Source organism: Niabella drilacis, from assembly GCF_900101395.1.
GTDB lineage: Bacteria > Bacteroidota > Bacteroidia > Chitinophagales > Chitinophagaceae > Niabella > Niabella drilacis.
Genome location: NZ_FMZO01000012.1, coordinates 128129 through 142305 on the forward strand (window position 1 = coordinate 128129; position 14177 = coordinate 142305).

At 51.9% G+C, this 14177-nt stretch carries 9 protein-coding genes; 1 reads left to right on the top strand and 8 read right to left on the bottom strand.

Going from position 1 to position 14177, the window contains the following annotated elements; genetic code table 11:
- Positions 1–39: 39 nt before the first annotated feature.
- The 5 genes from BLS44_RS19080 to BLS44_RS19100 all read right to left on the bottom strand — a co-directional run bounded on the left by BLS44_RS19080 (position 40) and on the right by BLS44_RS19100 (position 8904).
- On the bottom strand, positions 40–2790 hold the full coding sequence (locus BLS44_RS19080; protein ID WP_090391828.1) for a GH92 family glycosyl hydrolase: 2751 nt from the start codon (positions 2788–2790) through the stop codon (positions 40–42).
- A gap of 44 nt (positions 2791–2834) precedes the next feature.
- On the bottom strand, positions 2835–3671 hold the full coding sequence (locus tag BLS44_RS19085) for a sugar phosphate isomerase/epimerase family protein (RefSeq protein WP_090391829.1): 837 nt from the start codon (positions 3669–3671) through the stop codon (positions 2835–2837).
- A 31-nt stretch (positions 3672–3702) separates the two neighbouring features.
- Entirely contained in the window at positions 3703–5031 is a 1329-nt protein-coding gene (locus BLS44_RS19090) for a sugar porter family MFS transporter (RefSeq protein WP_090391830.1), read from the bottom strand.
- Positions 5032–5209: 178 nt separating this feature from the next.
- Complete coding sequence (locus tag BLS44_RS19095; RefSeq protein ID WP_090391831.1) at positions 5210–7876, bottom strand: hypothetical protein; 2667 nt, start codon at positions 7874–7876, stop codon at positions 5210–5212.
- Between the two features lie 59 nt (positions 7877–7935).
- Positions 7936–8904, bottom strand: coding sequence for a phytanoyl-CoA dioxygenase family protein (locus BLS44_RS19100; protein ID WP_090391832.1), 969 nt, complete (start codon positions 8902–8904; stop codon positions 7936–7938).
- Positions 8905–9373: 469 nt separating this feature from the next.
- Between BLS44_RS19100 and BLS44_RS26645 the strand changes: the two genes are divergently transcribed.
- Positions 9374–9541, top strand: a complete 168-nt coding sequence (locus tag BLS44_RS26645; protein ID WP_176954484.1) for a hypothetical protein — start codon at positions 9374–9376, stop codon at positions 9539–9541.
- Positions 9542–9595: 54 nt separating this feature from the next.
- On the opposite strand, the gene BLS44_RS19105 is transcribed toward BLS44_RS26645, so the two are convergent.
- The 3 genes from BLS44_RS19105 to BLS44_RS19115 all read right to left on the bottom strand — a co-directional run bounded on the left by BLS44_RS19105 (position 9596) and on the right by BLS44_RS19115 (position 14136).
- Complete coding sequence (locus BLS44_RS19105) at positions 9596–11749, bottom strand: right-handed parallel beta-helix repeat-containing protein (RefSeq protein WP_218127785.1); 2154 nt, start codon at positions 11747–11749, stop codon at positions 9596–9598.
- Between the two features lie 117 nt (positions 11750–11866).
- A complete protein-coding gene (locus BLS44_RS19110) occupies positions 11867–12934 on the bottom strand; it encodes a DUF4998 domain-containing protein (protein ID WP_090391833.1) in 1068 nt (355 codons plus the stop codon).
- A 32-nt stretch (positions 12935–12966) separates the two neighbouring features.
- Positions 12967–14136: a DUF5000 domain-containing lipoprotein gene (locus tag BLS44_RS19115; protein ID WP_090391834.1), complete on the bottom strand. Its 1170-nt coding sequence runs from the start codon at positions 14134–14136 to the stop codon at positions 12967–12969.
- Positions 14137–14177: the final 41 nt, after the last annotated feature.

The window sequence follows — 14177 nt, forward strand, 5'->3', positions numbered from 1 at the left end:
TTATGTTCATAGCTATACACGATGTCCTCCGGCGGGCTTTTATTCCCTGCATGCCGGGGGCAGTGCCTGTATGCCCCAGCTTTTATTGGGTTTAGGGCCCATCCACAGTTCTAACCGCCCCCCGTTGCCAAACTGGCGGAAAGGGAACCAGAAGGTATGCAACGGTTGCTGATTCAGGCGGGCTCTTTGGATATAGCCGTTCTTTTCACTGTTCTGATAACAAACAATCTGAAACAGGCGGCCTTTGTAATAAGCCGGGTTGAGTTGTATGGCCACTTCGTCAAACACCGGTGCCGTAATTTCCAGCACCGGCTCCCGGGCCTCATTGCCCATAATATCAAAGAGCCCGATGGCCATGAGGGCGCTTACAGCTCCCATCTGGCCCTCGTCCTCATCATGCCCGCCATAACCGTTATCCGGTGTGGTGCCGCTGTAGTTTTGCTTTTGAACCCGCCTTACCCAATACTGGGTGAGCCAGGGCTTTCCTCCATAGCTGAACAAATGGGCATTGGAGCAGCCCGGCTGGTTGGCATAGCTTACATACCCACCGCCATACTCCGCCACAAAATCCTGCGGAGCCGCTTTTTCAAAAGCATACTGTAACCGGTTACAAAAACTATCTTTTCCTCCCATAAGGCTTATCAGTTTGGGAATATCATGCGAAAGTCCCCAGGTTCCCTGCCAGGCATTGGCTTCTACCCAGCCACTCCCGGAGAGCGGATCCGTATGGGCAAAGTTCCCTTTCCGGTCTTTGGGGAAGAGGAACCGCCGGCCGGCGTCAAAACTGTTCACCCATCCGGAGGCCCTTTTGCTGAAATAAGCATGGTCTTCTTTTCTGCCGAGCTTTGCCGCCATTTGGGCAGTGCCCCAATCCTGGAATGCAGCTTCCACTGTAATGCCTGCATTGGACGGCCACCACCCATGCGCCGCGTAAAAGGCTACATCGGCAGCGCCATGTTCTCCGCCTCCCAGCATGCCTCCGGGCATCTGGTTTTGCTTTATGACCTCAAAAGCCGTATTGGCATCCGCTTTTTTCAGCAGTCCCCTCATATAGGTGCTTACGATAAAACTGGCCGCCGGATCCCCCGTCATGATAAAGGTATACCCCCCGGCCAGCGGCCCCCGTGGAAGCAGCCTGCCGTTTTTGGCATACTCCAGCAGGCAGGCGGAAAAATCATCCATCAGCTCCGGCCAGGCCAGCCCCCATAAAATATTAATATTCCATTGCGTTAACCAAAACGCGTCTGATAAATACATATTGAATCGCGGGCGGCCATTGCCGTCTTTGGGAACCGTTTTTATTTTGAATGCAGCTTCATTATGCCCTCCCAGAAAACCTTTCTGACCTGTAAATTCGGTCCTGTCCGGATAGTCGCCGTTTACATCGCTGATCTTCTGCCGGCCCAGCAGCACATGCCACAGGTCCGTATAAAATTTACTGCGCTGCGCCGCCGTTCCACCTTTTACAGCGATCTTTCCCAGGTACCGGTTCCAGGTATCCCGGGCCCGGGCCCTAATTGCATCAAAGTCCAGGTTCCCGCATTCAGTATTTAAATTGTTCCGGGCATTCTGCACGGAGGTATAAGAAAGCGCGATCTTCATCTCAAGCTGATCGCCTGCTTCCATTTTATAAGCAGCAGCCAGTTTTAATCCATCTCCTGCAGCATCGCTGATGCCGGACCGGAAGCCGGTACTCCCCTGCCAGGCATCCAGCGACCGGCAGGGCTTATTGAACCGGATCACAAAAAAAACGGGAACAACACCCGGGCCACCCCACAGCCGGTCTACCGTATTAAAGGAACCTTCAATTTCCGTATTGCTCACTTTTTTGATGCGGGCATCCTTCATAGAGGAACAATTCTTTACGGTTGCGCTCATATCCATAATGACGCGGGCGTCCGCTTGTTGTGTGTACCGGAACCGGTATATATTTACCCGGTCGGTTGCCGTTTGCTCCGCCCATATCTTATGCTTTTGCAACAGCACGCGGTGGTAACCGGGCTGCACGATCTCGTCATCATGACTAAAGGCCGACTTCCATGCCTCCCGTCCGCCGGAGGGGTCATCGCCGGTGGTGGCCGGCATTATTTCTATACCGGAGATCATCCATGTATGGATCTGCTGAAACCCGAGGATCTCGCGGTCATTGTAGTTATAGCCGCCGCCCCATTGATGCTTGTTCCGGGTGAGCGGTGCAGAGGTTGCCAATCCAAAGGGCAGGCTGCCGGTGATAAAAAACTCGTACCGCCCTCTTGTTGTTTCTATATAGGGGTTGACCAGCGAAACATAATCCGGCGCCCCTTCAAAAGCGTTGTACACTTCTATTTCTGAAAAGCCCAGATCTTTCCCGGTACCATCGGTAACCTCCAGCCGGATCCACTTTATTTTTTTGGGGGGAAATTGCACGGCCAGGCCGGTACCATCTGCGGGCAGCTGGTTTATCCGCTTTACAGAGCCATCGCTGAAATGAATTTTAACACCGGCAATATTATCATTCAGATTGGGACGGTCAAACAAAACGATCCGGTCGATCCATTGTTCCCGGTCCCAGTCGAGCCGGATCCAGGGGAACTTTACATACCCCCAAAAAGCAGTATCGCCTTTGCAGGCCCATTCGCCGCGTCCGTTTACACCAATGACCCCGTCCTGTACCTGCTGCGCCTCAAAGAAGGCCCCGGCATTACTGGATGCGGTCACCGTTGCCAGCGGTGCTATATTATGAGGGCCGGCAGCTGCTTTTTTTACAACTGCGGCCGATAGTAACAGGACCAGTAAAAAATGTATGCGCATTGCTGATAACTGAGTTTGTATTCCTTTTTATGACATCCCGGCTGCTATAAAGCAACTGCCCGGCCATCCAGGTACCGTTGTTTTAATAGTTGCATTACCCAGGCATTTACAGCCCATTGATCGGCAATCGGTTTTTGCAGCCCGGGTATATACACCATATAGGGATGGGGTCCAAACTCCGGCGTAATGGTTATGGTTTCGCCGGCAGCCTGTTTGCGGCGAACGAGCTGGTCCCACCAGTTTAAATGCGCTTCCAGCGCATGGCTCCATTCCCCCACCCGGGGGTCCGGTACCTGCGGGCCCTGGCTGTATCCCACCCTTGCATGCAGATGCCCTGCTTTTTCAATGGCCAGCTGTACGGCTTCCGGCTGGTCCTCCAGGAAAGTTTCTGCCACGCAAACCCAGTGAGAGAGGTCCATTGTTATAGTAAGATCCGGCAGCTTTCTTAAATACTCAGCCCCAATATGCGCACAAAACAGGGCCTTATTCCGGTGCGTTTCATGCACCACGGCGGTTCCTGTTTTCTGGGCAAAGCGGGCCGCTACATCGATCAGCTGCCGGTTTTGTTCAAAGCTGAAAATATCCCGGCCCGTCTGGGCATTGATCTTGACCACGGGGTATGCTTCTATTTTCCGGAACCAGGCTTCGTAAAGGGCTTTGTGCCTTGAGAAACCCGCTTCGCCCGTATCATAGCATTGGGCAATCATCTTCATCCCGTATCTTTCGGCAAGCTGCCATACCCGGTCCAGCTCTTTTTCATTCGCCTGGTTGCCGATGCCCACTTCTGCCCCGTCGTATCCTTCGGCCCGGGCCTTCTCAAAAAACAATTCCCAATCCAGGTCTTCGGAGCCCCATCTCGGGCAAAAAAACTGTAGTTCCATCGTTCTTATCAATTGGTTTTATAGATGTTCTTTAATCAGCAAACAGGTTCTCGATATCCTCTAATGACCGTCCCCGGGTTTCTTTGACCTTTACCATCATGTACACAAAAGCCACGGCACATAACACCGCATAACAAGCCATTGTAACGGCCGTACCCAGGTGCTGTGTCATGATCGGGAATGTAAGCGTTACTGCAAAATCAGCCAGCCAAAGCGCCAGCGTAGCAATGGACAAAGCACGGCTCCGGATACGGTTGGGAAAAATCTCGGCAAGATATACCCATACCACGGCTCCCAGGGTAGCGCCAAACGAAGCCACATAGAGAAACATAAAAATGAGAACCAGGTAGTGCTCAAAATAGTTGAAATAAAAACAAAGCCCAACCCCTGTCATGGACAGGCCCATCAGCAGGCAGCCCGTAACCAGTAATTTTTTTCGTCCTACCTTGTCCACCAGCCCGATGGCTATAAACGTGGCAATGATGTTGACCACCCCGATCCCGATGGTCTGCATCAGGGAGGAGGCATTGTCGCCACCGGTTTCCTTAAAGATGGTTGGGGCATAGTATATGATCGCATTGATACCGGTGACCTGCTGAAACACGGCCACGATGATGCCCACAAACAGCACTGTTCTATAGGGCCTTCTGAAAAGCTGCCGGATCGTAACCGCATTATCGTTACGAAAGCTGTCTTCGATCCGGATCATTTCCTCGTCGGGCACCGGCGCACCGGATATTTTCTGAAGGATCTCCTTCCCTGCATCATACCTTCCCTTCATAATCAACCAGCGGGGTGTTTCCGGTACCAGCAACAGCAATCCAAAGAATAATGCGGCGGGGACGGCCTGCGAAGCAAACATCCACCGCCAGGCATCGGGCCCCGTTTCGCTGAAGCAATAATTCGTAAAATAGGCGGCCAGGATCCCGAAAACGATCGCCAGCTGGTAACAGGCCACGAGGCGTCCCCGCAGCCGGGCCGGCGCTATTTCGGCAATATACATGGGCGACACCATTGCAGCGGCTCCCACACCCAGTCCGCCTACAAGCCGGAACAGGATAAACAGGTATAATTGGCTGGCCAGACCAGCCCCGATGCCCGAAACGGCGAAAAGGAGCGCACAAATGATCAGACCTGCGCGCCGGCCGTACCGGTCTGCCATATTGCCGGCCAGCATAGCCCCTACGGCGCACCCGATCAATATGGAGCTTACGGACCACCCCAGTATATATTCATCCATATGAAAATAAGATTTTATGTAGGGGATGGCTCCGGAAATAATGGCCGTATCAAACCCGAATAATAACCCGCCAAGCGCGGCTACAAAACTTGTCAGTGCTATAAATTTTTTATCTGCCATATTGGTATTTTCAGTGACCCTTTACTACCGGGTCTGTTTAAATTTTATTTCATTACCAACCCGCCGCTCATCTTCCGCTGATCAAAATGCGTGCGGATCTTCGCCGGTTGTTTCCTGCATTTATGAACGCGAACGGCTTTCGCGTGAGAAAATGCAGTCCTCTTTACCGGGTCAAAAGCTATTCCAGCATAAAGCCCGCGGGCCCAAATCCCCTGATCGTACTGCTCCATTTGCCGTTGGTGATCTTTACCGGTTTGCCGGTAGGCTGGCCGCGAAGGTTTACCGGCCTGGCCCGGGTAAAACGGGTATGCGCCGGCAGGGTGATGGTGATGGTACCGGTTTTACCGGTCATTTCCCATAAGCGCAGCAAGGTGCCCTTAGCGCCGTCCGGATCTTCTCCAAATGCAGTAACCAATACCCCTTTCCGGGATAGCTGCAAGCCGCTTTGTACCGGGGGCAGTATCCCATTGCTGTTACCGGTACCGGCCAGCTCCAACGGATACCGGGCTTCCAGTGCGGGCACCGGCATGATCGCTTCACCGGGCACCGTTTTATCAAAGGTCCAGATCCTAACCCGGGAGCTCCAGGTTCCGGGATACCAGTACCGGTAATTGGTGTTCCATTGATTGTTGTACAAATTGATATAGACCACCGGTTTTTTGGGTACAAAATCCGGTGAAAATTTCCAGCAGCCGGGCCTGTCCAGGCTGATCAGCGGATGATCGACGGGACAAACAGCAATACCCCTCCCCATGGCATCCGTAAGGGTAACCCCCTGACTAACCGAATAGATATCCCTGTTAGCCCCTTCCTGGATACCTGTTGCGGGGTCCATGATACCCAACGGACGGTACACCTTAAAAACAGGATCTTTTATATTGAACGGAAGGGCCAGCCAGTCGGCCTCCGGCCAGTTGTCTTTTGCTTTATCTAAAATGGTGATCTCAAGATCGATATAAGGCTGATCATCAAAAAGCGTTACCACAAGGCGTGAGGCCGGTAAATGCCGGGCTCTGTCTGCCGGCATTTCCAGCACAGCCGTTTGCTTCAATGCTTCTGCCCTGATGTTCAGCCTGCCGCCGGCCGGGGATGCCATCCGGTACGGGACTTCTTTTCCGGAGATCATTCCGGGCTTATAGAGGCCGGGATGCATCCAGTCTGCTGCGCGGTTCTGCTGATACGCTTTTACATAGTTCAGGGTTTGCTCATAGGTAAAGCGTTCATTCAAATATTGCCCGGTTTGGGTACCGGATACCGTTGCCGCCCAATCGTGCCCGGTGCGTTTGTCCACCAGCGATTGGATCCCCCCCCTGTCCTTATCCAGGATGATCTTATAAAACCGGTTCTCTATGCTATTACCGGGCAGGGACTTTGCCACCGTTCCGGCCGGAGCGGGAACCGTTGTATAGCCACCGGCCGGAATGTTCTTTACAAAAACGGCCTGGTCTCCCAGGTTTACGATACCGCTCCGTTCCCAGGGCAGGGGATTGTAAACGATGAGGCCGTTTGCGTTGCCCTTTACAGCGCCTGCCAGTTGTTTCAGGTTTTCCTGCCGGATATTGCCGGCAATATTCCAGGCGCCGCGGACATAATCCGTTTTGTCTTCCCAGGAAGCTTCGAGGTCTGCATAGCCAGCCGGCGGCAATTTCTTAAATGCATCCCCGTAATGATCCACGGATGCCGCCCCGCCCCAGGTATGCTCTGCATACAGCGCCATCAGTTCATAGGCCCGGGCGATGGAGTCTTTAACAGAGGGCGCCGGTAGTCCCCAGCCCTTCAGCTGGGTATTTAACAATTCATCTGCGGCCAGGAGTGGTGCGGCCTGCCTTGCCATCTTTACCCCACCGGGATCGCACATAATACCGTGCACCCAGGTATCGGGCATTTCGTTCCGGACAACCGGCAGGCTGGGCGGATCGGACAAAATAGCTTTTGCAAAATCATCCATCGACCCTATCCGTATCTTTACACCCGGCAGCTTTCGCTTGGCTTCTTCAAAAAGCGCTTTTACATCTTCCGCTTTGGGTGGACCGGTATTGTCGAGGGTTACAAAGATCGCCGGCCAGATCTTATAAGGCCAATCGGCCGGGGGTATCAATCCCTGCCCCACAAAATGTTCACCTCCCCCCCATTTTGAAGACCAGCCTGGCCCGGATGCCGTGCCATAGGTACTGGAATAAAAGGTCAGCAGCCGGGACCCATCGGGACCCTCCCACCAAAAAAGCCCGGGCGTTTTTACAAAACCGCTGGGCCAGTTGCACCCGATATGTAAAAACTTTACCCCGGCATGATGCAGCACTGTTGCCAGTTCACCCGCATGAGAAGGCATATCGGTAACTTTTGCTGATACCGGGAGCGGCAGACGGTACTGTTTTGAAAGCCGGGTTGCAAAGCCCAGCCCCCGGGTTAATACCTCCGGTTCGCAAACATCCGTCTCAATGGTAAATGGAAGGGCATGGGTAATGAACCGCCCCTGGCTAAAGGCACTGTCCAGTTTTTTCCTCCGCTCTTCCGTTTGCCCCGGCCAGGGCTCCATCACCTTCGACATTACCCAGCCCGGAGCCGTCCACCGGAATTGCTGCTCCGCTGGCAGGGACCGGGATGCGTCCATAATCCTGAGCGCGTTGTCGATCATTTCCGTCCGGTAATACTGCACCACATCTTTTACCCGGTGTGTATACCCGATATCGAAATGCGTTTTAAAAACAACAATGATCTCTTTAACAGGGGAACGGGGTCCTTTAAGACCATTCGTGTGCGCCGGCGCTGTTTGGGCTGTTCCGGCTTTAACAATCCCTGTAAGACCGATCATCAATGACAGGATCGCCGTTCCGTATTTACTCATTGTAGTTTTTTTTAAAAATCAATACCCGGTTTATTGCCTGTGGCTTCCGGCACAGGGGATCATGCATACAGCTTTAACGGGTCTGCTTTGGGAACCCCGCCGACCGCCGCGGGCAACTCCTTATCGCCCTCGAATAAAAGCGGGAAGAACCGGCTGTCTAAAATTTGATCCTGCGGCATTTCCGGAAAGCTATGCAAGGCATCCAGCCGCTCATAGTTAGCCGTGTTGCCTGCGGTACGGGCATCCATGGCATTGAGCACAACGGCCCTCCTGGGCCGGTCGGATACATTAGCATAAGAGCCGTGCATCATCAGCGGATGGTGAAAACTGGCATAGCCACGGGGCAGCTCATTAGCTACTTTATTGTCAAATGCCTCCAGCTGCCCGGCATCCAGCACCGCGCGCACGGCATCCATATCACCGGCCAGGCCCGTAATGGGCAGCAGCCCCCATTTATGGCTGCCCGGCACATAATACAGGCAGCCGTTTTCTTTGGTTGCATCATCCAGACCGATCCAGCAGGTAATATGGTGCATGGGTTTGGTAAAGGTCCAGTAGGAATAATCCTGGTGCCAGGCAACCACGCCGCCATGTTTTGCGGGCTTGCAGAACAGCTGGTCGTGAAACATCCGGAACGAACTTCCCAGTAACTGGTAGGCCGCCATGCGGAAGGCGGGCGACCAGATCAGGTCATGAAAACCCGGGGTTACCCGCCAGCCGCCGATAGCATGGAACAAAACCTGGTCCGGGTTTTCCGACTCATTGCTTTCATAATGATAGAACAGCTGTTTTTCTTCCGCTGAAATCGATTGCATTTTTGTCAGTTCGGTATTTAATACATCCACCTGAGCTTCCGTCAGCACCCGGATACCGGAAATAAATCCATCCCGCTCAAACCGGCGCACCTGCTCCTCACCCAGGATATAGGGCTGCCATTCCTCTGCCGTTTGGGGCTGCTCAAAAAGATCCGTAATGGGGCTTCCATATGCTGCAAGATCTGTTACTGCTGAATTGTATGTCGTATTCATCTTTATTTTTTTAACATCGATCGCTGTTCACCGTAATGCTTTTATGCTGTTCTTATCTTTTAACCGCGTTAATGACCCGGGCGCTATCCTGCTGCAGCCGGTATAAGCGTTATTGCAACAGGGTGCCAGGATCCGTTTTATTTTTTATACTTTATCAATGGGTTATCAGCAGTGAGGGTATAAGCGGTACTTTTGGCAGTCCATTAAACGGCCCCTCCCTTTCTTTTTTCCCCGCGTAAATCTCTGTCCTGTTTAAAATTCATTCAATGGCTTTATTATGGCTGTTTTGGGCTGCAACTGCGTTAAATTTTTCGCCATAGTGGCCTACTATGCCTGCAAAATTTTCCTTGTTTCGCTCCAAATAGCTTCATAATAAATTCCATCAATAAAATTTAAACAGGCTCTAAGGCCAGCCGATCGTTCTTTGCAATTTATACCCCGCATCCAGGAGTTAAAGCTACACCTATGTATGTACAAAGTATTCCACTTTCTTTTGAAAAAACTAAACTATTTTACGAACACCGTCCCGGAGGAGTTTACAGGTGGCACCCTTGTTAGGATGCAGAGTGCCCGGGAGCGTCATCATGGCGTAGCCGGCTCCGGGTACAGCCGTGTAAACACGGGCTCCCGGCAATAAACCGTTCCGGTCAACATACTCGCCGGGGCAATGATGCTTCAGCAGCGATCCCCGTTACCGGTAATAGGCACTATAACTTTTTTCCCGTTCCCGGATGATCCCCCGGAATGCGTTGATCTCATCACCGGACATTTTTGATTTCCGGATCCAGTCCCCGGACCCATATACCCCGGCCTTTTTATAATCGAAGGGCCGGAAATGGATCTTCCGCGCTGTTTTCAGACTTTTAAAAGAAAAGTCCCCGTGAAGCGGGTCTTTAAATAAGGGATCGGCAAACAGCGCGCCCTTATCTTTATGCTGGCGCCAGCTGGAAAATGGCTGCGTCATAAACAAAGGGGCGGCTGCATTCATACTCCAGTAACAGTTCTCTTCCATGAGGATGTTTCCCTTATCCCAGGGACCATGAAACATTGTTCCATGATCCATTAAAATGATGTTATTGGTAAATGAAAAAGAGCGATGCGGCTCCACGCGCGTAAAATCGAGCTGCTGTAAATGTCCGAAGGCAAAAATATTATTCCGGACGGTATTGTTGCGCCCATAGTGCTGGTGAAAACCGCCGCTTTTACAGGCGTATACGAGGTTATCCTCCAGCAAAATATCGGAGCTACCCTCGTCCGTATATAATCCCCACCCACCATAATCATAGGCGTATACATCATGGATCACATTGTTATGGATATGGGTTCCCGGGGACTCGGCCAGGGTATAGACCGCTCCCATATCGGACAGTTCTCCCCAGCCGATATGATGAATCTCATTATACGCCACTTCATTGTTTACCGAAGGATTTTTCAGCGCCTTATCGTTGGCATATTGCAGGCGGCCCTGCGCATCCAGGTAAGTGGTATACTGTTTGGTGACCGTATATCCCCACATCCATCCCAGCGAAATACCCGTGTACCTTGAGTCGGCGATCACATTATGCAGGATGCGGTTATTGGCGGCATTGAACACGACAATCCCTACGGCATTGGGAAACAGCATGCCGATATGCCTGATGATGTTATTTTCGATCAGCAGCCGCTCTGTCAAAGGTGTGCCCTCCGCAGGCAGCCCCGTTTCGCCGATCTTGATGCCACCGCCGCCGGCGTCATAGATAAAGCTATGGGTAATGGTGCTGTTCTTAACCGCCCGCCTCAGCCAGAAGGCATAGTTGCCGGTATGCATTACCTCGCAGTTCTCAAATACAATATTTTCCGCCCAGTCCACCCGGATGGCAGCATCAATTTCAGCTGCCGCCTGCATGGGATCATTTCCGCCTGCGGGCATCCGGTCTGCAGCATGGGCAAAGCTTATATTCCTGAAAATCTTATCCTTTACCAAATGGCCGGCGGTTCCGGTTATGGTAACCAATTGTGTCAGCGCAGGTGCATACGCTTCGGCGGTCTCCATTTTTTCTCCTTCCCGGGGTATATAATACAAATAACCTGTACGACCCAGGAACCACTCGCCCGGTGCGGTCAGGGCCGCTTTATAGTTCTCCAGGATAAAGCGGCTCCCCTTTTGCAAAGGGTTCCACGATGCCATTCCCGTTCCTCCGGTAAACAAACGGCCGGAATCACGATCCAGAAATACAACCGGCTTACGGGTATAATCCCATTTATGATAAAAGCCGGCTACAATCTCCGGGTCCTCGGGATCCGGTTTACGGAGCGTATGGAGATTTGCCGGACGGGTAAAGATCACCTGGGTGGCATATTCCGGAACCCTCCCGGTGCCCCGGTGTTGAATGCTTTCCTTAGCACTATCCACAAAGAACCAGCCGGTATCCGGCGTACGTGCCCTGGTTGCCCGCACGCCGTTCACGTATAATTGTTCAAACCGGAACCCATAGCGGACCACTTCCGGTACCTTACATCTCCACCATCCTTCCTTTGTACGCTCCCAGCCCGCAATGGAAATGCCCCCACTCAATAAGGGTTTATGATCCGGGTCCCCTTCTATCACGATCCGGTGCTGATCCTTTTCCGATATATGAACGGGCTCTTTTAATAAGTAAGTGCCGGGGCCAACATTAATATGAACCGTATCTTCTGAAGTAATCGTCCGGGCCCGTAGCAGGGCTTCAGCCACAGATCCCAGCGGCGCCTGCCGGGTACCTGTGCCACTGCTGCTGCCGTTTACCGCAACATACAGGGTATCCTGTCCGTAACCGTGTACCTGCAGGAACAAAATGCTGCACAGTACCATTTGTTTTATCTTCATCCTTAAAGTTATCGATCTGTTTGATATAGGCTGATAAATCTTTTTGTGACACAGCATGAATGTAAAAGCTTTTTATGAGAGGGCCACAGATCATCTTCCGGCCATCAGCAGGAAAGATCAGTTCATTACAATAATCTCTTCGGTTACACGATAAGCGCCTTCTGTACCATACCCATATCTTACTTTATAGGTTTTGGTAACCGGATCGTAAGTATTGTTGCAGGAGGCAGACCCCGTCCAGGCAGCCGTATAGGGAGCGGGCAGCCCTGCAGTAAACATCATATAGGGGGCGCCGGCGGCCCCCGGGGCTTCGGTAACCGTTAAGCTGTTATCCGGGTTCACGGTTATCAGGGCCTTATAACCGCTGCCTCCCAGGTCGGCAACATCTATGATCAGCCCGTTGGCGCCACCGGGGATCAGCGTTTTTGTTGCGCTCAGTGCCCTGGGGCTGCTTGGGTGATACAGATAGCCCGTTGTAACCGCCGAATAGGTTGCTTTAGCCAGGTCTACCGTTCCGGGAGCTACGGAAAACAGGTCATACGCATTGTTTTCCGGCGCATATAAAGAGCGATAGGTAATGGCAGTGCCTAATTGATAGCTGGGGATATTCGTTACGGATTGCGAGGGCACCCGCAGCGTTTGAGCGGCCCCGGCTGCGTCTGTATAGTAGATCTCGATAAACCGCTCGTCTGTTAATGCCGCCCCCCAGTTAATGGTGGCACGCTGATAAGCACTGAGCTGAACGGAGCTTACAGACCTGTTGGCCCTGGGCACCGTGCTCAGGTAGTTGTCGCCGTACACATTCCCGGATACGTTGCTGACCACCGATTGATCGCCCTTGCTGTTGTAGGTATACACTTCAAAGTTATTGGACCCTTCGTTCAGGTTCTTATCAATAATAACATTTACGGTATCCCCATCGTTTCTTACCACGGCGGTTTCTAAAGAATCGGCCCTGCTGTTCCAGTAGGTCTTTATTTTTGTTATGGAAGGGTCCGGCCCCAGCACCACTCTTAACCGCACCCGTTTATTCCCCGTCTGTGCAATAATGTTACTGGCCTTCCCGGGGTAAGAGATCTCCCCGTCTTTGGTGAACTTTTTATAATCATCTTCTTTTGTGCAGGAACTGATACAGAGCCCTGCGGCAAAAAGAAAAGGACAGATCAAATATGTTATCTTTTTCATAATCTCATTAATTATTCATTCTAATAAATCAATTACTGCGTATTCCCCCACATCGCAATTTCAAAGATCTGCACATAGGTTCCGGCCGACCAGTTGCTGAGGGTCTTAAACCGGATATAACGCACTTTGGGCGCTGTTACCGGCATCGTAATGGTTTCTCCTGCAACGGCGGCGTCGTTATCTGCTGTAGATAATTTTCCGTTCGGCAGGCCCGAGGGTTTGATCTGCTCATGTGTCGTCAGCAAGGTCCATCCGTTAAAGCTGCCATCCGGGGCGGGGCTATTGGAACCCCATATCTCCACTACCCTCGGGCTGTGCAGGTCATAATAAAAACCCGGCCGCATCCACCAGGACATCCGGCTTATTTTAGCCGTCACCCCCATGTCATAGGTAAACCACTTGGGCATGGTGCCACCATCGCCGGTATGATAATAGGTGCCGGTTATATTACCATCAAAAAGCCCCGCTACGGATCCGCCGTAGCCTAAAGAGGCATCTGTAGGCAGCACCAAAGCTTTCATCCTGGTACGATCCAGCTTTTCTTCAAATATGGGCGTAAGGGATACGTTTAAGGTATCGGAAATATTGCCCCAGCGGTCCCGCACGTAGATGCCGAAGTTGGTTTCCACGGCTTTCAGATCCCTTGTGATAAAGGTTCCTTCCTTCAGGGTTGTGTAATTGGTATTAATGGCCGTAAGATCGCCCAGTTCATCGGGCGCCAGCACTACCATAGCGATATCCGCTTCGGTGGCATTTTCAAAGCTCACATCAATGCCGCCAAAATTAGCTACGGCCTGCAGGCTGTTGCGGATGGTCTTATAGGGTGGTGTTAACGGGTTAACGGTAACCGATGCCGGCTGCGATTCATTTCCGCCCTTGTCTACCGCGTATAATTTTACTTCGTAGGGATCGGTATCTGCAAAGCCGACAACCGTTATTGTATTGTTGTAGTAGCTCACTTTTGCTTCTCTTTCCAATCCCTGTTTTGTTTTGTACACGGCTTTTACATAAAGCACATCCCCATCCGGGGGAAGGTTGTACTTTATAGTGGCGGCCCCGCTGAGATTGGTTACACTTAGCCCGGTAACCGGGCCGGGCGCTACCCCGTCATTGACTACAGGCGCTATGTCGGCCTGCCTGCAGGCCTGCATTACCAGGACCGCAAGCAGCCCGATGCACCATCTGTTTATCATTCGTTTCATCTGTTTATTTTTTATTATTTTTTATAATTGCTGCGCAGCAA

What these genes read in the sequence shown, in the direction of transcription:
- BLS44_RS19080 (WP_090391828.1), bottom strand. Translation starts at nt 2,790, where the DNA reads ATGCGCATACATTTTTTACTGGTCCTGTTACTATCGGCCGCAGTTGTA.
- BLS44_RS19115 (WP_090391834.1), bottom strand. Translation starts at nt 14,136, where the DNA reads ATGAAACGAATGATAAACAGATGGTGCATCGGGCTGCTTGCGGTCCTG.
- BLS44_RS19090 (WP_090391830.1), bottom strand. Translation starts at nt 5,031, where the DNA reads ATGGCAGATAAAAAATTTATAGCACTGACAAGTTTTGTAGCCGCGCTT.
- BLS44_RS19100 (WP_090391832.1), bottom strand. Translation starts at nt 8,904, where the DNA reads ATGAATACGACATACAATTCAGCAGTAACAGATCTTGCAGCATATGGA.
- BLS44_RS19110 (WP_090391833.1), bottom strand. Translation starts at nt 12,934, where the DNA reads ATGAAAAAGATAACATATTTGATCTGTCCTTTTCTTTTTGCCGCAGGG.
- BLS44_RS26645 (WP_176954484.1), top strand. Translation starts at nt 9,374, where the DNA reads ATGTACAAAGTATTCCACTTTCTTTTGAAAAAACTAAACTATTTTACG.
- BLS44_RS19085 (WP_090391829.1), bottom strand. Translation starts at nt 3,671, where the DNA reads ATGGAACTACAGTTTTTTTGCCCGAGATGGGGCTCCGAAGACCTGGAT.
- BLS44_RS19095 (WP_090391831.1), bottom strand. Translation starts at nt 7,876, where the DNA reads ATGAGTAAATACGGAACGGCGATCCTGTCATTGATGATCGGTCTTACA.
- BLS44_RS19105 (WP_218127785.1), bottom strand. Translation starts at nt 11,749, where the DNA reads ATGAAGATAAAACAAATGGTACTGTGCAGCATTTTGTTCCTGCAGGTA.